At 65.4% G+C, this 17,741-nt stretch carries 22 protein-coding genes; 15 read left to right on the forward strand and 7 right to left on the reverse strand.

Annotated features, from left to right (window positions below; all coding sequences use genetic code 11):
• Nucleotides 1-76: 76 nt before the first annotated feature.
• Nucleotides 77-394, reverse strand: coding sequence for a WhiB family transcriptional regulator (locus QGN32_RS19095; RefSeq protein ID WP_326545848.1), 318 nt, complete (start codon nt 392-394; stop codon nt 77-79).
• Nucleotides 395-499: 105 nt separating this feature from the next.
• Here QGN32_RS19095 and QGN32_RS19100 point away from each other — a divergent pair, with 105 nt between their 5' ends.
• Nucleotides 500-1,126 (forward strand): TetR/AcrR family transcriptional regulator, encoded by a 627-nt coding sequence (locus QGN32_RS19100; RefSeq protein ID WP_326545849.1) that lies wholly within the window; start codon nt 500-502, stop codon nt 1,124-1,126.
• A gap of 7 nt (nt 1,127-1,133) precedes the next feature.
• Here QGN32_RS19100 and QGN32_RS19105 read toward each other — a convergent pair whose 3' ends face one another.
• Nucleotides 1,134-1,994, reverse strand: coding sequence for an AraC family transcriptional regulator (locus QGN32_RS19105; protein ID WP_326545850.1), 861 nt, complete (start codon nt 1,992-1,994; stop codon nt 1,134-1,136).
• A gap of 24 nt (nt 1,995-2,018) precedes the next feature.
• On the opposite strand from QGN32_RS19105, the gene QGN32_RS19110 reads away from it, so the two are divergent.
• Nucleotides 2,019-3,281 carry an amidohydrolase family protein gene (locus tag QGN32_RS19110; protein WP_326545851.1) on the forward strand — a complete coding sequence of 421 codons (1,263 nt, stop codon included), beginning with the start codon at nt 2,019-2,021 and terminating at the stop codon, nt 3,279-3,281.
• Nucleotides 3,282-3,377: 96 nt separating this feature from the next.
• On the opposite strand, the gene QGN32_RS19115 is transcribed toward QGN32_RS19110, so the two are convergent.
• Both QGN32_RS19115 and QGN32_RS19120 read right to left on the reverse strand, forming a co-directional pair.
• Entirely contained in the window at nt 3,378-4,451 is a 1,074-nt protein-coding gene (locus QGN32_RS19115) for an NAD(P)H-dependent amine dehydrogenase family protein (protein ID WP_326545852.1), read from the reverse strand.
• 13 nt (nt 4,452-4,464) lie between these two features.
• Nucleotides 4,465-5,253: an SDR family NAD(P)-dependent oxidoreductase gene (locus QGN32_RS19120; RefSeq protein ID WP_326545853.1), complete on the reverse strand. Its 789-nt coding sequence runs from the start codon at nt 5,251-5,253 to the stop codon at nt 4,465-4,467.
• 72 nt (nt 5,254-5,325) lie between these two features.
• Here QGN32_RS19120 and QGN32_RS19125 point away from each other — a divergent pair, with 72 nt between their 5' ends.
• The 13 genes from QGN32_RS19125 (at nt 5,326) to QGN32_RS19185 (ending at nt 14,612) form a co-directional block, all read left to right on the forward strand.
• The gene (locus QGN32_RS19125) at nt 5,326-5,922 is read left to right on the forward strand and encodes a TetR family transcriptional regulator (RefSeq protein WP_326545854.1); all 597 of its coding nucleotides are present in this window, start codon (nt 5,326-5,328) and stop codon (nt 5,920-5,922) included.
• A 110-nt stretch (nt 5,923-6,032) separates the two neighbouring features.
• Complete coding sequence (locus tag QGN32_RS19130; protein WP_326549155.1) at nt 6,033-6,680, forward strand: hypothetical protein; 648 nt, start codon at nt 6,033-6,035, stop codon at nt 6,678-6,680.
• A 47-nt stretch (nt 6,681-6,727) separates the two neighbouring features.
• Nucleotides 6,728-7,330, forward strand: a complete 603-nt coding sequence (locus QGN32_RS19135; protein WP_326545855.1) for a TetR/AcrR family transcriptional regulator — start codon at nt 6,728-6,730, stop codon at nt 7,328-7,330.
• Between the two features lie 149 nt (nt 7,331-7,479).
• A complete protein-coding gene (locus tag QGN32_RS19140; RefSeq protein ID WP_326545856.1) occupies nt 7,480-9,012 on the forward strand; it encodes a nitric oxide reductase activation protein NorD in 1,533 nt (510 codons plus the stop codon).
• A 23-nt stretch (nt 9,013-9,035) separates the two neighbouring features.
• Nucleotides 9,036-9,839 carry a CbbQ/NirQ/NorQ/GpvN family protein gene (locus tag QGN32_RS19145; protein WP_326545857.1) on the forward strand — a complete coding sequence of 268 codons (804 nt, stop codon included), beginning with the start codon at nt 9,036-9,038 and terminating at the stop codon, nt 9,837-9,839.
• A gap of 12 nt (nt 9,840-9,851) precedes the next feature.
• Nucleotides 9,852-9,980 carry a hypothetical protein gene (locus tag QGN32_RS19150; protein ID WP_326545858.1) on the forward strand — a complete coding sequence of 43 codons (129 nt, stop codon included), beginning with the start codon at nt 9,852-9,854 and terminating at the stop codon, nt 9,978-9,980.
• Between the two features lie 74 nt (nt 9,981-10,054).
• On the forward strand, nt 10,055-10,660 hold the full coding sequence (locus QGN32_RS19155; protein ID WP_442791850.1) for a hypothetical protein: 606 nt from the start codon (nt 10,055-10,057) through the stop codon (nt 10,658-10,660).
• Between the two features lie 19 nt (nt 10,661-10,679).
• Nucleotides 10,680-11,111 (forward strand): hypothetical protein, encoded by a 432-nt coding sequence (locus QGN32_RS19160; RefSeq protein WP_326545859.1) that lies wholly within the window; start codon nt 10,680-10,682, stop codon nt 11,109-11,111.
• Between the two features lie 28 nt (nt 11,112-11,139).
• Nucleotides 11,140-12,189, forward strand: coding sequence for an NAD(P)H-dependent amine dehydrogenase family protein (locus QGN32_RS19165; protein ID WP_326545860.1), 1,050 nt, complete (start codon nt 11,140-11,142; stop codon nt 12,187-12,189).
• Complete coding sequence (locus QGN32_RS19170) at nt 12,182-13,237, forward strand: NAD(P)H-dependent amine dehydrogenase family protein (RefSeq protein ID WP_326545861.1); 1,056 nt, start codon at nt 12,182-12,184, stop codon at nt 13,235-13,237. Before QGN32_RS19165 ends, QGN32_RS19170 begins: the two co-directional genes overlap by 8 nt.
• The gene (locus QGN32_RS19175) at nt 13,234-13,659 is read left to right on the forward strand and encodes a VOC family protein (RefSeq protein ID WP_326545862.1); all 426 of its coding nucleotides are present in this window, start codon (nt 13,234-13,236) and stop codon (nt 13,657-13,659) included. Before QGN32_RS19170 ends, QGN32_RS19175 begins: the two co-directional genes overlap by 4 nt.
• A 112-nt stretch (nt 13,660-13,771) precedes the next feature.
• The gene (locus QGN32_RS19180) at nt 13,772-13,996 is read left to right on the forward strand and encodes a hypothetical protein (RefSeq protein WP_442791728.1); all 225 of its coding nucleotides are present in this window, start codon (nt 13,772-13,774) and stop codon (nt 13,994-13,996) included.
• A gap of 40 nt (nt 13,997-14,036) precedes the next feature.
• Nucleotides 14,037-14,612 (forward strand): isomerase, encoded by a 576-nt coding sequence (locus QGN32_RS19185; RefSeq protein WP_326545863.1) that lies wholly within the window; start codon nt 14,037-14,039, stop codon nt 14,610-14,612.
• 18 nt (nt 14,613-14,630) lie between these two features.
• On the opposite strand, the gene QGN32_RS19190 is transcribed toward QGN32_RS19185, so the two are convergent.
• Genes QGN32_RS19190 through QGN32_RS19200 form a run of 3 tightly spaced genes read right to left on the reverse strand, consistent with a single transcriptional unit; the run spans nt 14,631 to nt 17,737 of the window.
• Nucleotides 14,631-15,929: an MFS transporter gene (locus QGN32_RS19190; RefSeq protein WP_326545864.1), complete on the reverse strand. Its 1,299-nt coding sequence runs from the start codon at nt 15,927-15,929 to the stop codon at nt 14,631-14,633.
• A 4-nt stretch (nt 15,930-15,933) separates the two neighbouring features.
• Nucleotides 15,934-17,421: an adenylate/guanylate cyclase domain-containing protein gene (locus tag QGN32_RS19195; RefSeq protein WP_326545865.1), complete on the reverse strand. Its 1,488-nt coding sequence runs from the start codon at nt 17,419-17,421 to the stop codon at nt 15,934-15,936.
• A gap of 13 nt (nt 17,422-17,434) precedes the next feature.
• Entirely contained in the window at nt 17,435-17,737 is a 303-nt protein-coding gene (locus QGN32_RS19200; RefSeq protein WP_326545866.1) for a hypothetical protein, read from the reverse strand.
• Between the last annotated feature and the right edge of the window lie 4 nt (nt 17,738-17,741).

Below are 17,741 nucleotides of genomic sequence, written 5' to 3' on the forward strand. Positions count from 1 at the left end.
ACAAGCTCACGGAATCTGATGCGCAGAGGTTGCCCCCTGTCGACGGCAGCGAAACAAATGGATAAGAAGATGCAGTTCAGCTCGCTCTTTGGACCGTGAAACCATTGCGCTCGGCCAGCGACTGCAGTTGCCGCAACGCGAACTGGCGCGCCCGACCGGAGTCGGGGATGTAGATGCCCGCCCACACTCCTGATGCTCCGGAGGTTTGACAAGCCTCCTGCGCGCACAGCCAGCGGCGTGGGCATGCGCGGCACAGTTCCTTGGCGCCATCGTCGGCGCCGACGGCCCACCGGTCCGGATCTCGGGTGCATGCCGTGAACGGCGCCTCGTCCGTCCCCAGGGCGATCGGAACGGGACGCGCCGTCCGCGGGGTCGGCTGCTCGTCGACTGGCATCTGCGTCTCCTCTCGGTCGGGACAAGGTCTTCGTCGGCGCGGAAGCCGACAATACACGTGTATCGGCTACTGTGTGTGGGTGCGCACTCTCAGCTGTAGGTATCGATGACCGCGACACCGTTGGACGAACGGGCCGGCGCCGATCAGCGTTCGAGTGTGGACCGAATCCGCGACGCCGCGCTCAAGTGCTTCGCGGCTCGTGGCGCCTCCGCTACGTCGCTGCGCTCGGTTGCCGCCGAGGCCGGCGTCTCGCTGGGCTTGGTCCAACACCACTTCGCGACGAAGGCGAACCTGATCAAGGCCGTCGACGACCACGTGCTCGGAGTGATGGCCGCAGCGCTGGCTCAACCGATTCCGGAACCTCCGGCCGACAGCATCACCGACGTCGGTAACCGGGTGACGTCGCTGATCGCCGCCGAGTCCGACGTCGTGGCATACGTCGGGCGCGCGCTCACCGACGGCAGCCCGCTCGGGAGTCAGGTCTTCGACTCGTTAGCGGCCATCGGCACCGAGCGATGGAGGGCGCGCCAAGAACGCGGGCTGACCCGCCCTGATCTCGACCCGACGTGGGGGGCGCTGAACCCGCTGGTGCTGGCGGTCGGCGCCTGGGTGCTGCGTGACCATATCGAGCGACACCTCACGGAACCGCTCGACACCCCCGCGCAGCTTCAGCGGTGGCAGGACGCGGTCAATGAGTTGCTCCGCAACGGGCAGATGCGCCCCGGCTCGTGACGCTTCGTCATGACGGTGTGCCGCCGACCCGCTTGCGGTAGCTCGTCGGCGTCTCGCCGCAGAATTGCGTGAAGGCACGGCTGAACGAGCTGTGGCTGTCGAAGCCCACCGCTGACGAAGTCTCCTGCACCGACTGGCCCGGCGCGGCGAGCAACGCCATGGCCTTCAGCATGCGGGCATGCAGAAGGTATGTCCGCCAAGATAATCCGACCGATTCCTGGAACAGGCGCCGCAGAGTGCGTTCCGATACCGAGACTGCGCGGCTGACCTCGTCGGCACTCACACAGTCGAGGTGCTCCTTGGTGTACGCCATCGCGGCGCCGACGATCGGATGCTCGCAACTCGGCAGGCTCAACGGAGCCTCATGGTCGAGCGCCTCGCTCACCAGGCTGGCCAGAGTGCGGAAGAACGCATCGGCCACGCTGTCATCCTCGGCGGAACCCGGCCCGCGGTCGATCGGCCACCGCAACGCATAGATCATCATTTCGCGGATCAGCGGCGAGACCGCCAGAATACGAGCCCGGTCGCCCGCCTGCGGAATCAGCGCCGGGTCGAACATCACCGCCACGGTCCGAACATCGGGGTTCATCGTGGCCTGGTGGGCTAGGCCGACCGGAATCCAAGCGGCCTGCTGCGGCGGCAGCAGGTAGTGCGCCGAATCGGTCTCGACCTCGACCACGCCGCCGAGTGCGTATTCGATTTGATGCACGTCGTGTGAGTGCCAGCCGGTGATCAGCGCGTCACCCTGGTAGAGGTAGCTGCCGCCCAGCGCTCGACCGCCGCGCCGCAAGTCGATGACCCGGCGGGACTCGGCCAGAGGTTTGGCCGTTTCGGTCAAACCTCTGTCCGATAGCGCAGAGACGGCCATACCGGTACACGGTACTACTGGGGTATGGACATCGACGACTTGATCCTCGTAAGCATCGACGACCACGTTGTGGAGCCGCCCGACATGTTCCTTCGCCATGTCCCGGCCAAGTACAAGGACGAGGCGCCGATCGTGGTCACTGACGACAAGGGCGTCGACCAGTGGATGTATCAGGGCCGCCCGCAGGGCGTCAGCGGATTGAACGCCGTGGTGTCCTGGCCGGCCGAAGAGTGGGGCCGCGACCCCGCCGGGTTTGCCGAGATGCGTCCGGGCGTGTACGACGTCCACGAGCGTGTCCGCGATATGAACCGCAACGGCATCCTGGCCTCGATGTGCTTCCCCACCTTCACCGGATTCTCCGCGCGACACCTCAACATGCACCGCGAGGAGGCGACGCTGGTGATGGTGTCGGCCTACAACGACTGGCACATCGACGAGTGGGCGGGCTCGTATCCGGACAGGTTCATCCCTATCGCGATCCTGCCGACGTGGAACGTCGAGGCGATGTGCGCGGAGATCCGTCGCGTCGCCGCCAAGGGCTGCCGTGCGGTCACGATGCCGGAACTGCCTCACCTGGAAGGCCTTCCGAGCTACCACGACGACGACTACTGGGGTCCGGTGTTTCGGACGCTGTCGGAGGAGAACGTGGTGATGTGCCTGCACATCGGCACCGGCTTCGGTGCGATCAGCATGGCGCCCAACGCCCCGATCGACAACCTGATCATCCTGGCCACCCAGGTTTCGGCGATGTGCGCGCAGGACCTGTTGTGGGGTCCGGCGATGCGCAGCTACCCGGACCTGAAATTCGCGTTCTCCGAAGGCGGTATCGGCTGGATCCCGTTCTACCTGGACCGCAGCGACCGGCACTACACGAACCAGAAGTGGTTGCGGCGCGACTTCGGCGACAAGCTGCCCAGCGATGTGTTCCGCGAGCACTCGCTGGCCTGCTACGTCACCGACAAGACGTCGCTCAAGCTGCGCCACGAGATCGGCATCGACATCATCGCCTGGGAATGCGACTACCCGCATTCGGACTGCTTCTGGCCCGACGCTCCGGAGAAGGTGCTCGAGGAGCTTGACGCCGCCGGCGCGAGCGACCGCGACATCAACAAGATCACCTGGGAGAACTCCTGCCGGTTCTTCTCGTGGGATCCGTTCGCCCGCACCCCGAAAGCGGAGGCGACAGTCGCCGCGCTGCGCGCCAAGGCAACCGACGTCGACACCTCGATCCGCTCACGCGCCGAGTGGGCGCGGCTTTACGAGCAGAAGCAGCTCGCCAAGGCGTGAGGCTCGGCCTTTCGCCGATTTCTGCACCAGGGCTGCTCGCGGATGAAATTCGCGACCCTGGTGCAGATTTCGCGGTACAGGTGACGGCTCAGCGGCTCACCACATCAGGCCGCGAGCCACCTCCGACGGCGGGATCTCTTCCATCGAGATGAGGCCCGATGGGGCGCGGCACACCCAGTCGATCACGTTCACGACGCGCGCGGCGGTGGAGACGCAGCCCGCTTCGGTGACATCGAGCACCGGGTGAGAGAGCAACGTGTTCACCTCGACGCGCGGTTCGCCCTCGACGATGACCTTGTGCACGCCGGAGTGGCCGTCGGGCGGATACTCCCAGTCCGGCGCGGCCGCGGGCGTGAGACGGGTGGTGTGCTCCACGGTGATGACGGGAGCGCCGCCGCGCATCCCTTCGGCGGCGAACCGCACACCGGCCAACTGGCCGGGTTCAACGGTCATCATCTTGCATTCGATGCGTTTGTCGGTGTACCACGGCTCGTAGCGCTGGGTGACGTCATCGAGTTCGGTCTCGAGATGACTGGCCAGATTGCGCACCAAGCCGCCGAACATCGCCGTGATGACCCCGGGCTGAAACGCCATCGCCGGCTCGTCATCGGGGCCAGTGCCGAAACCCATTGCCGTGCCGGTGTACTCGTAGTCGTCGTAATTGCCGTAGTCGAAGACCTCCTGGATCGTGACCGACTCGGCGCGGGTCACCAGGCTCAGCGCCGCGAGCACCGCGGTATCGCCCGAGTATCCGGGATCGATCCCGTTGACGTAGAGCGAGGAATTGCCTGCGGCACAGGCCTGTTCCAACGGCGTCCGCAGCCAGTCATCGGCCTGGTGCGGTGTCACCAGCCACACCAGCGACGTGCCGACCACGTTGGTCCCGGCGGCGAGGAACCTCGACATCTCCTCGATCGCCTCCATCGGCCGCGTCTCACCGAGTGCGGTGTAGACGACACAGTCCGGCTTCAGGGCGACCAACGCATCGATGTCATCGGTGGCGATTACCCCGGTCGGCTCGGTCAACCCGCACAGCTCGGCGGCGTCGCGGCCGATCTTGTCGGGACTGGCCGCGTGCACACCGACGAGTTCCAGATCGGGCCGTCCGATGAGCGCCCGCAACGAGTGCTGCCCGACGTTGCCGGTGGAAAACTGGACTACTCTGCGCATCTCGGGTCCTTGATCAGTAATCGGGGATCGGCAGTGGCGAATTGTTCGAGTCGATGCCGCCGTCGACGTGGAAGATCGCGTTGGTCGCGTAGCAATCGCGGGTGGCCAGATAGACGCACAGCCGTCCGAGGTCCTCGACGTTGCCGAGACGGTGCAGGGGTGTGGCCTCCATCATCTTCTCCAACGAGCCGGGCATCAGGTCGAGGCTGCTTTGCAGGCCGTCGGTGGCGAACGAGCCGAGTGCGATCGCGTTCACCCGGATCTTAGGTGCGAGTTCCTGTGCCATCGCCCTGGTGAGCGCCTCCAGTGCGCCCTTCGCGGTGCAGTAGGCGGTCAGCGCGCGGATGCCGAAACGTGCTGAGCCCGAGGAGATGTTGACGATCGTGCCGTGGCCCGCCTCGAGCATATGCGGGGCGACGAGTTGGCTCATGATGAATGCCGACGTGACACACCAGTCGAACGTGAGCCGGAAGTCCGCATCGGTGATGTCGAGGAATCGGGCGTAGGTCGAACCACCGACGTTGTTCACGAGGATGTCGACGCGGCCGAAGGATCCGATCGCGGTATCGACGACGCGCTCGCCGTCCGATCGGCTCATCGCGTCGGCGACGAGCGCCAGGCCCTTGCCGCCCGCGTCTTCGATAGCTCTTATCGTGCTCACGATGTCGGACTCCGTGCGGGCGGTGCCGACGATCGTGGCGCCCGCCTCCGCAAGGACTCTCGCGATCCCCTGACCGACGCCCTTGCCCGCGCCGGTCACGATCGCGACCTGGCCGTCGAGGTTGAACTGCTCCAGCGCCATCCGGACTCCTCCTGAAATTGACTGCAGTCAACCATACGTGTCAAGGCCCGGTGGTGTTGCTATCGTCGGGGCATGGCGGTGGTGGACAAACCCTCGGCGCGTGAGACAAAGCGCTTGCAGACCCGGGAGCGGTTGATGGGCGCCGCCATTGCCGAATTCAAACGGTCTGGGATGGCCGAAGCAGACGTCGGCGCGATCGTCGCCGCGGCCGGCGTCGCGCACGGGACGTTCTTCTTTCACTTTCCCACGAAACAACATGTGCTGCTCGAACTGGAGCGCAGAGAAGAAGAGCGCATCGCCAAACAACTCGACCGGTACGCGGCCAATCGCAACCTGCCCGCGGTTCTCAGCGAGGCCGTGCGGTTGGTGCTGGGGCTGGAGCGCCGCCTGGGCGCGGTCCTCTTCAAAGATTTTCTTGCCCTGCACTTCTCGCAGACCCGGCCCGCCGATGAAAGCAGCGAACATCCAGTCATCGTCAGGGTGGCCCGGGAGATCGAACGCGCCCAGCGGTCAGGCCGCGTCGCTGCGGATGTCAATCCAACGAACAGCGCGGTGTTTTTCCTCCTCGGCCTCTATGCGCTCTTGACGACGACGCACGACTGGCCGACGCAGAGCGCGATGCTCGACGACTACGTGGCGAGGACGTTGCGCGGCATCGAGGCCCGCTGACTGGTTGACTATAGTCAGTCAGACTGCAAAGCTCAGGCACCGAGCGTTGCAGGAGGTGCCCATTGACGACGCCCGCGAACACTGGCGCCAGAAGCGGCCTCGACGAGCACATGTTGCGTTCGCGCCAGGTGCAACGGCAGGCCGACAAATGGCTCATATCGGGCAGCCTGCTCATCGGCACCGCGGCGCTGGGCATCTTTGGTCTGCCGCTCTTTTTACGTGGCGTGTGGATACTGCGCAAGGCGCAGCGAGAGGGGCTGACCGTCCGCCCGATGCTGGTGACGCTGCTCGGCTACCTGGTCATCGTCGACGCCGCGATCAACGTTTTCGGTTGGGCCTTGGACCTGGTGGCAAGCCACACCCTGTTGGCCCGAGTGTTGTTGAACGGCTGGGGCGCGATGTTTGACGCCGGCTATTTCTGGCACTACAACGAGCTGTGGCTGGGCGGCGCGGCTGGGCCAGGGGAGAAGGCGCTCGAAGCCGGCCTGATCCTCACCGTTTTCACGATGCGCATCGCTGCGGGGATCGGGTTCCTGCAGATGAAGCGCTGGGGGCACCAGTGGATGATCGTCACCTGCTGGATGGGTGTGGTGATCTGGTGTGTCTACGTGTTCAACATGACGATGTACGCCGACGTGCGCTACGCCGGAGTCATCTTCCCGGTCATCGGCTGGTGGATCTACGACATCTTCTACATCACGCCGTTCCTCGCCATTCCCTACCTGCACTCGGTCAACCGGGAGATCTTTACTGACTGACCATACTCATTGACTAGAGTCAGTAGCTACGCTACAAAGAGCAGATCATGACGGCTCATGTGAAAGTGTCGGCACGCGAAGCGCGTCGCCGGCAGACGCGGGAACGCCTCCTCGGGGTGGCGATTACCGAGTTCAAGCGCTCCGGCATGAGCGGCGCGGACGTCAACGCCATCGTGGCGGCCGCCGGGGTCGCGCACGGGACGTTCTACTTCCACTTCCCGAGCAAGGAGCACGTGCTGCTTGAACTGGCGTGCCGCGAAGAGACGCGCATCGCCGCCGAGTTCACGGCCTACCTCGAGCACCGCCATGGCCTGGTCGCCACGCTGACCGAGGTCGTCGATCTAGTGACGGGTCTGGAGCAGCGGTTCGGCCCGGTGCTCTTCAAGGAACTGCTCGCGCTGCACTTTTCGCCGACCCGACCGCACAAGGACGAATGGACCGATCACCCGGTGATCGTGCTGCTGGTCCGGGAGCTCGAGCGGGCACGTGGAGACGGTCAGGTGCATCCGGAAGTAGACGCGTTCTACAGCGCCACCTTCTTCCTGCTCGGCATCTACGGCGTGCTGACCACCACGGATAACCCCGCTACGCGCAACACGATGCTGACCAAGTTGGTCTCGACCGCCGTCAGCGGACTAGAGGTGCGATGAGTGTTACGCACAAACGACAACGGAGGAGTTCGAAGTGTGGACCTGGATCTGGGAGATCTTGCGCTACGTCGGGGCGTGGGGCGGAACCGCCCTCGTCATCTGGTTCTGGTACTGGATGTTCTCCAGTCTCGGCACGTTCTAGGACCACGATGACGGAGCTGGCCGAAGCGCACGCAATGGCGACCGAACGCAGTTGTGCCGTAACGGCTGTCGCGCTGAGCGCGCGCCGCCGTGAGGGCGTGCGGCTGGTGACCGGTGAGCATCGTCAGTTCAGCTTGAGCTCGGCACTGGACTATGTGCAGGTACCGTACCCGCCGCTCGGCCGCGACTGGAGCCGCAGAACATTGACCTGCGGGATCGCCCTTCAATGTTCGCCGTCGAAGGACCGGCTCGTCGGGTTCCGGCTCAACGAGCTGTCGACCCGCGAACTTCACGCGCTCACCCTCGTCGAAGCGCGGGTGGCGCTCGGCTGGGTCGCCGCGAACTGGCCGGGTCTGCTGGCCGAAGCGCTGCGTCTGCTGCCGGATCTCGAACCGCTCGCCCACGATATGGCTGGCGGGGAGATGCTCGACCGCGCAATAGTGTTGGCCCGCACCGGTAATCCACTTCCGGTGCCGGCGCTGCTCGGCAGGCTGCCGCTGGCCTATACAGCACCGCAGGGCTTGTCCGACAAGCTGCGCCGCACTTTCGGCAGGATGCCGTGGACCACCACGCAGAAGCGCCTGCCGCGTCCGTACTCGGTGCCGGTCGGCGGCGACGGCGGGGTGCGCAACCCCAACCTGCCCCCGCCGAGCCGGCCGCAGGACAACGACCTCGATATCACCCCGGAACACCGACCCGGCATCCCGTATCCCGAGTGGAACGCGTGGACCAAGAGTTTCATGCCGGACCATGTCGCGGTCCTCGAATGCGCTCACGACAGCCGGAATCGTCAGCCGGGCGCGGTATCGGCGGAGCTGCGGAGGTGGTTCACCGAACACACTCAGCGTGCGATCAAGAACCGGCTCGAAGACGGGTCCGAGTTGGACGTCGACCAGTACGTCAGCCACTACATCGACCTGACGACCGGCGAGGCGATCGAGCCGCGCATCTTCCGTGAGCTTCTCCCCAGCGACCGCGACGTCACGACGGCGCTTCTCCTGGACGGCAGCTCGTCCCTCGGCGTGCACGGCGGCCGGATCTTCAAGCTCGAATTGACTTGTGCCGACGCACTTTCGCGGGCGATGACCCATGCCCGCGAACGACACGGCATCTTCGTGTTCACCGGCAACACCCGGCATCGCGTCGAAGTCAACTGTCTGAAGAACTTCGAGGACCGGCGATTCGTGCCGCCGAGCCGACTGGGCCTGTCCACCGGCGGTTACACCAGGCTCGGGGCGCCGCTGCGGCATCTGACGAGCCGACTGCTGGCACAGCCGTCCGAACGGCGACTGCTCATCGTGATCGGTGACGGCTTGATCTCCGACGAAGGCTACGAAGGCCGCTATGCGTGGGCCGATGCCGCCCACGCCGTAGAAGAAGCCAGTGATGCGGGCGTGTCGATCTACTACGTCGGCGTCGGGCCGACGCGGGTCGACCCACTCCCCGAAGTCTTCGGACCTCGCCGGTCCCAACGTATCCGACGCGTCGAGGACCTGCCGCGGGTCCTCGCACACGTCCACCGCGAACTGGTCGCGGCCTGACCCAGCACAACCGAGGAAGATCGATGACCACCGATACTTATTACTCGAACGGCAACGAAGTCCAGTTGTTCGAGCAGGCCTACCAGCAACGGCTGCCCGTCATGCTCACCGGGCCGACCGGATGCGGCAAGACGCGGCTGGTCGAGCACATGGGAGTGCTGCTGCGACGGCCCGTCGTCACGATCAGCTGCCACGACGACCTGACCAGTTCGGACCTCGTCGGCCGGTTCATGGTGACCGGTGGGGACGTCGTGTGGACCGACGGGCCGCTCACCCGCGCGGTCAAGGCCGGCGCGATCTGTTATCTCGACGAGGTGGTCGAGGCACGCCACGACTCGTTGGCCATCCTGCATTCACTCACCGATCACCGCCGGGCCCTTTATCTCGACCGGGCGGGTGAGGTGGTGAAAGCGCCCGAGAACTTCATGCTGGTCTGCTCGTACAACCCGGCCTACCGCAGCTCGCTCAAGGAGCTCAAGCCGTCCTTCCGGCAGCGCTTCGTCACGTTGCCGATGACCTATCTGCCGCCCGGCCGCGAGGCCGAGGTGATCGTGGCGGAGGCCGGCATCGGGCTGGCGACCGCCCGACGACTGGTCGCCTGCGCCACCGCCATCCGCACCGCCGACGAGGCGTTCCACTTCGAGCCCCCGTCGACCCGCGTGCTGGTCACCGCCGCCCACTTGATCGCCGCGGGCGCAGGCGAATTGGGCGCCGCCGAGGCCTGCATCCTCGCGCCGCTGTCGAGCGACGGCGCCGTCACCGATGGTCTGCGTGAAGTGGCCGTGGCCAGCCTGGCCACCGCCGACACGCCGAACGCGACACACTAGGAAGGAGTCTTTGTGGACCCGAAGGAGAAGCAGCGCAAGCGAGCACTGATCGTCCTGCAGATCGTCATCTACGGCTACCTGCTGGCGATGTTTCTCATCCAGCTCTACATGTCGTTCGAACGCGGCTGGTGGTCGCTGTGACCGTCACGGCGGCGGTGAGTCTCGAGGACCACCACGAGGAGTCGCGTCTGGCGCAGCGGCGGGCCGACAAATGGATGATCGCGGGCGCCGCGCTGATGGGCATGTGGGCGCCGGGCCTCATCGGATTTCCGATCTTCATGCGGGGCGTGTGGCTGCAGCGCCAGGCGGCGCGCGCCGGCCTGTCTGTCCGGCCGATGATCGTCACCCTCATTGGATACCTGGTGTTGATCGACGGCATGCTCAACAGCCTGGGGTGGGCACTGGATCTGGTTGCCAACCACACGCTGATCAACCGGGTGTTGATGGTCGGGTGGGGCAACATGTTCGACGCCGGCTACTTCTGGCACTACAACGAGGCGTGGGTCGGGGGCGCGGGCGCACCCGGCGAGAAGGCCTACGTAGCGGGCCTGATCCTGACCGTCTTCGCCATGCGGTGCGCGGCGGCGATCGGCTTCCTGCAGATGAAGCGCTGGGGTCATCAGTGGATGATCGTCACCTGCTGGATGGGTGTGGTGATCTGGTGCGCCTACGTGTTCAACATGACGATGTACGCCGACGTCCGCTACGCCGGAGTCATCTTCCCGGTCATCGGATGGTGGCTCTACGACATCTTCTACATCACCCCGTTCCTCGCGATCCCGTACCTGCACACGGTCAACCGCGAAATCTTCTCCGACTGAACAGGTTAAGGAGCACACCATGACGTCATCGCCGTCTTCGTCCAGCGACGAGAAAGACCCCGCCGACGATCTGCCCCCCGGGACCACGCCCTACTACGCGCGGATGCACAAATACATCAAGCGGGCCGTGCTCGTGTGCCTGATCGCCCTCGTCATCGAGGGAGCGTTCACGTTGCCATTCATGGCGGTGTGGTACGGCTACCCGACCTTGAGCCTGACCGAGGTCTGCAGCGAACTACTCAAGGTCCGCTACTCCGACGACGCACTGGAGTGCAAGGTTCCGTACCCGCCACTGGGTGCGCCGGAGGGCGCCGAAGGCAAGGACACGGCGCGCGACGAATGGGGAATCCAGCCCGTGCCGAAATACGACCGGATCGGATTCCGCGAGCTGGTGCGTATCCACGACGAGCGCGAAGCGCGCCAGGCTGCCGAACAGCAAGGGGCGCAGTGAGACCGTTGGCGACAACAAACGCGGTGGCATGACATACCGCATCGTCCAGTGGACCACGGGAAACGTGGGAAAGCGATCCGTGCGCGCGGTCGCCCTCAACCCGGAGTTGGAGCTCGTCGGGTGCTACGCATGGTCCAAGGACAAGGTCGGCCGCGACGTTGGGGAGTTGTGCGGCCTCGACCCCCTCGGGGTGACGGCAACCGACGACGTCGACGCTCTGCTTGCCCTCGAACCCGACTGTGTGGTCTACAACCCGATGTTCGCCGACGTGGACGAGATGGTCCGAATACTGGTCGCAGGCGCGAACATCGTCTCCACGTCCGAGTTCATCACCGGACATTTCTTCGGTGGCGATCGCGACCGCATCCTCGACGCCTGCCGGCAGGGCGAGGCGACGATTTTCGGTAGCGGCATCAACCCCGGCTTCATCCAGCTCTTCGCCATTGTGTCGGCAGGGCTTTCGGAGCGCCTGGCGAAGGTGTCCGTCGTGGAGGCCCTCGACACCACCATCTACAACTCGCCCGCCACCGAAAGGCCCATGGGCTTCGGCTATCCCATCGACCACCCGGACCTGGCGTCGATCACCGAGAAGGGTTCGGCCATATTCTGCGACGGCGTCCTGCTCGTCGCCGATGCGCTCGGCGTCGAACTCGACGAGGTCCGTTGCGACGTCGCGTACGCCCAGACCACCGAAGACCTTCACCTGCCGGGTGACTGGACGATCGCGAAAGGCTGTGTCGCGGGCGTCGACGTCGGTTGGAAGGGGGTCGTCGGCGGCAAGGAGGTCATCGAGATCCGCGGCCGCTGGCGCAAGGGTCAGACACTCGATCCGGACTGGGAACTCGACATGGGCTACACCGTTGAAGTCCAGGGGACACCCACGATCAAGACAACATTGAGTTTCCTTCCGCCTGCCGACTTCGTCGGTGAGACGTTGGACGAGTACATCATGCTTGGCCTGTCGATCGTCGCGATGCCGGCCATCACCGCGATTCCTGCCGTCGTTGCGGCACCGCCGGGCATCGCCACCTACAACGATCTGCCGCTGCTACTTCCGCGAGGAGTCCTCAATGTCTGAGAGATATCGGGTTATCCAGTGGATGACAGGGGATGTGGGCCGAGTTGGGGTGCGCCATTTCGCGCAGTGCCCGGTGTTCGACCTCGTCGGTGTGCTGGTGCACAACAAGGACAAGGTCGGCAAGGATGCCGGTGAGATCGCGGGCATGGCACCGATCGGCTTGGCCGCGACCGACGACGTTGAGTCGATGACCGCCCTCGACGCCGACTGCGTGTTCTACACCCCGGTGATCATGGACGTCGACACCGTCTGCCGGCTTCTGCGTTCGGGTAAGAATGTCGTCACCACGAGCGGCTTCTTCCATCCGACGGAGACGTTCCGGGACGGCGGCGACAAGATCCGCGCGGCATGCCGGGACGGCGGCACGTCTTTTTACGCCGGCGGCATTCACCCCGGTTATGCGGGCGACCTCCTGCCGCTCACGCTTGCCCGCATCGCGAGCCGGATCGACAAGATCGAGGTGTGGGAAGTCGTCAACGTGCTGACCGACGCCCCGATGGATCACATTGACTGGATGGGTTTCGGTAAGGACAAGGACACATTCCTTTCCGAGCCAACCATTCTCGGACTCGGTGTACCGTTCTTCGCGCAGTCGATGCACATGATCGCCGATGGCCTCGGTGTCACCATCGACGATGTGACCGCCGCCGACGTGCAGGCCGCCACCGCCACCGAGGACATCCAGCATGACGAGGGTGCGATCCCGCGCGGAACCGTTGCGGCGCAACACCATCAGTGGACGGCCTGGGTGGATGGCGACCCGCTGATCGTCTACCACGCGATCTACCTGACCGGGGGGCCCGATCAGCTCGACCCCGCGTGGGACTGGGGCAGAACGCGCTACCGCATCGTCATCGAGGGCGACCCGCCCACCGAGCTGACCATGCACGGCTTGGTGGCCGCGGACGGCACCATGACGCACCCGGGCTACACCTGGACCGCGATGAGCGCGATCAACGCGATCCCGGACGTCTGCGACGCCCCGCCGGGCTGGCTCACCCATCTGGACCTCGGGCTGGTTGCGCCGCGCGGGCTGGTACGCAAATGACCACCGATGAAGGCCCCCTGCAACTGCACCATGTCGTGTTCGCGGTGGCGCCTGAACGCCAGGCTGCGATGGCGGCGCTGTTCACCGAACTCGGCTTCACCTTCGACGAGGCCGAACTCACCGAACTCGGTGTGCGCGTTCATCTGGACTGGAACCGGGGCATCGAGCTGGTCAGCCCGGTCCCCGGCTCGACGGCGTCGGTGGCGACCACCGTCAACGAATTCCTCGGCCGCCAGGGCGATGGGGTGTACACCGTCGTGGTCAGGGTGCCGGACGCCTCGGCCGCCGAAGCCGTGGCCCAACGCTACGGGTCCAGAACCCGCTTCAGGCAGGGCTTTTCGGGGGAAGGCACATTTCTCGACGAGATCGACCTGTCGGTCCTCGGGCTTCCGTTGACGTTCCTCGCCACCAACGTGCCATGACGGAGACACTCGGGCTGCCTCAGGTCCGCCACGAAAACCTGCCCATGTCGCGAGACCGCGCAACTGCGGGCCAACCCCGACGACTGAAGATCCGTGCCGCGAAGGGATCGTCATGACCGTTGAGGCCAAGCCCAGTATCTTCGACGCTGAGCTGTCGACGCTCACCTACGACATCACGGCCGCGCCGCAGCAGATCTATCCCGAGTTCCGCGCGGCACAGCAACAGGCGCCGATCGCGCTCGGACCCGTCGGTCCCGAGGTGTTGTCTTACGAACTGGCGCAGCGGATGGCGAATCCGCGCGCGTCGTCGAACCTGCGCCGTGGAAACCGTTGCTAGGGATGAGCGGACCGACCAAGCTGGCGATAGAGTTCGTCAGATGAAGTACCGGATCCACCCCGACGCCCTGCACAACGTCGCTCGGCAGGTTGCCGAAACCTCGGTTGACAACGATGAGATGATCACGCGCGCTGTCGAACTGCTCGCCGACGAGTATCCAGACCTCATCGATCCGACACCGGGACGGTGGGTCGGCAGCAAGGCCGGCGGAATCCTTGGCAAGGTGCGGTTCCTGTACTTCAGCCCACGCGAGTACATCGTCATCTTCGGCACTCCGACCGGTACACAGGGATTTTCGGGCCGATACAAGCGGGTGCAGGTCCACAAGTTCCTGCTGGCGGGCCGGATCGACTCCTACGACCTCGAGTCCGATGACACCAGCGCGACGACGTTGCTGCCCGGTGAGCACACCCGCCAGGAGAAAGGGCAGGCCAGGGGCCTTACCATTTATCCGGGTTCTTGGCACATCGAATACGGGCGGGGTGCGGTGGCCACCACGCTGCCCTTCGCAATGGTCGACACGCTGTTGTTGTCACTGGAGTTCGAGTCGGTGCGCCGGTCGGCGGTCGAGTTCGGCCGTTTGGTCCGCGGGCGACCGCGACCACGAATCCGGTAGAAACCAGGTCTATGAGCGCTATGCGCCCACCACGGCCGCCAGCGGCCGTCGGGCGGTCTCGCGCATCGTCAGGATCGTCGCCACGCTGATGACCGCCGCGGCGATCACGTAGAAGGCGGGTGCGATCTGATTGCCGGTGCGGTCGACGAGCCACGTCGCCACATACGGCGCGGTCCCCCCGAATACGGCGACCGAGATGTTGTATCCGATCGAGTAGCCGCTGGAGCGCACCCGGGTGGCGAACATCTCGGCGCCGGCGGCCAGGGACGCCGACACGAACACCGACTCGATGGCCGCCAGTGCGGCGTGGGCGGCGACGGCGGCCGCGAGTGAGCCCGTGTTGAACAGCAGGAACAACGGATAGGCCAAGACCGCGAATGCGATTCCGCCGGTGTACAGGAGCGGCTTGCGTCCGATCCGGTCGGACAGCGCGCCCAGGGGTGGAATCAGGATGATCGCCACCAAGCTGGCGACGGTGATCGACACGAAGGCGTCCACCTTGGTGAAGTTTAGCGTCTGCGTGAAATATGTTGGCAGATAGGTGAACACGATGTAGAAGCCGACGTTGTGAACCACCACCAGGCCCGCGATCTGCAGGATGGGCCGCCACGACGTGCTGATCGCCTCCTTCAACGGCGACGCCGCGACTTCGCCTTGCTCACGCAGTTTTTCGAACTCGGGGGTGTCGCTCAGCCGCAACCGGATGTAGAGGCCGACCACACCGAGCGCACCGGCGAGCAGGAACGGGAGCCGCCAACCGTAGGCGTTCATCGCCGACTCGGAGAGCACGGTCTCGAGTCCGATGACGGTCAACGACCCCAGCAGAAAACCGACCACAACCGACCACACCAGGAACGACACGACGAACCCGCGGTGTCTATCCGGAGCGTACTCGGCCAAAAAGCACGCGCCACTGCCGTACTCGCCGCCAGCCGAGAAGCCCTGCAGGCAGCGCAGAAACAGCAACGACAGCGGTGCCAGCACGCCGATGGCGGCATAGCTCGGCACCAGGCCGATGGCCAGCGTCGAGGCCGACATCAGCAGGATCACCAGAGCCAGCACACGTTGCCGCCCGATTCGGTCGCCCAACGGTCCGAAGAAGAACCCGCCCAGCGGCCGCATGAAGAACGCAGCGGCGAAGATGGCGAAAGTGTTCAGCAGCGCCGCTGTTTCGTCACCTGGGGGGAAGAACTTCTCCGCGATGTAGGTCGCCAGGAACCCGTAAATGGCGAAGTCGAACCACTCCACGGCATTGCCGACCGACGCAGCGGTGACCGCCTGGCGGATCGGCCCGGTACTCGCGCCACGCACAGCCATGCCGCTACATTCCCTCGCGGCCTTGATCTCCAACCGGATCAACGGGTGCCCAGATGTGCGTCGGCGCCGATCGTCCCCGCAGCGTCTCCGATCCCTTCGCCGCCCAACGTTGTCGTTCGACCTCGTCGGCCCGTTGGAGCGCGGTAGCCGAACAGAGCACACGCGCGCTGAAGTCCTTGGCCCGGTCGGCGAGCCTCGCGGCCTCGTTGACCGCGTCCCCGACGACGGTGTACTCGTATCGGTTCTCTGCGCCGATGTTACCCGCGAACACCGAGCCGGCCGAGACGCCGATGCCGAAATCCAGGCGCAGACACGGTAACTCCGCGGCAAGTACGCGACCGGTCGTGAGCGCCGCCGACGCCGGATCGTCGACGCGCAGCGGGGCACCGAACACCGCGAGCGCGGCGTCTCCCTGAAACTTGTTGATCAATCCGTGCCGCCGATCGACTGCCGCGACCACGATGCGGAAGAAGTTGTTGAGGAGTTCGGCGACCTCGGCCGGTTCGTGGGTGACCGCCAACCTCGTCGAGCCGACCAGGTCGACGAACAGCACGGCGACCTCACGTTCGTCCCCGGACAGCGACTCGTTCTCTTCCACCGCCCGCCGGACTACGTCCTCGCCGACGTGGCGGCCGAACAGGTCGCGCAACCGGTCACGCTCGCGAAGCCCGGCGACCATGCTGTTGAAGCCCTGTTGCAGACGGCCGATCTCGGACCACTCGTAGACGTCGACGGACCGGTCGATGTGGCCGCGTTCCACATCGGCCATCGCGTGGACGACTTCCTGAACCGGGTCCGAGATCGACATGGAGGTCAGGATCAAGGAGCGCAGGCCGACGACGACCGCGACCAGCGCGAGCACCAGCAGTGCCAGTTCGATGGCGGCCCTCTCGTCGATGAACCATCCCCTGCTGCGCATGACCAACAACGACGCGATAGCCACACTCGGCAGCGCGGTACACACCGTCCACATCAGCAGCAGTCGGGCCCGGACGCCGGGCGCGGTCAGCCGCGGTGTGGTGGAATCCGGTGCCACGCTGGCCAATACGGGTCGCAATGTTCGCAAGGTGAACAGGAAGCCGGTGCAGACGGTGGCGATGGCGCCGAAGAGCATCGCCGAGCCGATCACGGCCAGCGGTTCGGGACCGGCGTCCAGGTTCAGTGGTATCAGGACCGCGGCGGTGAGTATCCACGGCGCCACCGTCGCTGCGGACTGGCGGCGCATCATGTAGAGCGTTGAGCGGCGTTCGGCGGTGGTGGGGGTGCGGCCCGCACGCAGATAGCGCAGGGGCGGACGCAAGATGTACACGGCGCTGACTGCGACGGTGGCGGTACCCACCACGAGCAGCACCGCCGTGGTGATCACGTTGCCGAGCGTCATCACGCTGCGCCCAGCCAGGGCTGCGACCAGCACGATGACCTCGGCGGCCGTCAGCAGGTAGGCGGACGCGAGCGCCGCCGCATACCGTTGAAGCAGGCGGCGTGGCTTCACGCAGTGGACGGTATCAGTCGCTCGCGGGCAGCGGTTTGGCTTCTTTGAGCGAAAGCGGCGTCGTACCGACGCTCAACGTGCCGGCGCCGGCCTTGGTCACCAGCACCTCGGCGCCGTCGTCGTCGACGTAGCGCTTACCCATCGCGTTGCCGTCGGAAAAGCCCGGGTCGAGTTGTGCGCCGTCTGATTTCTCGGCGTCCAGGGGCACCATCGGAACGCCGCCGGCGCGCAGGTCGTCGAGGCTGTCCGCGCTGCGCACGACGATCACCTGGGTGTCACATACTTGGCTCTGCAGTCGCGTGCCGTTCTTGATCATGCTG

It is taken from the genome of Mycolicibacterium sp. ND9-15, from assembly GCF_035918395.1.
Lineage (GTDB): Bacteria > Actinomycetota > Actinomycetes > Mycobacteriales > Mycobacteriaceae > Mycobacterium.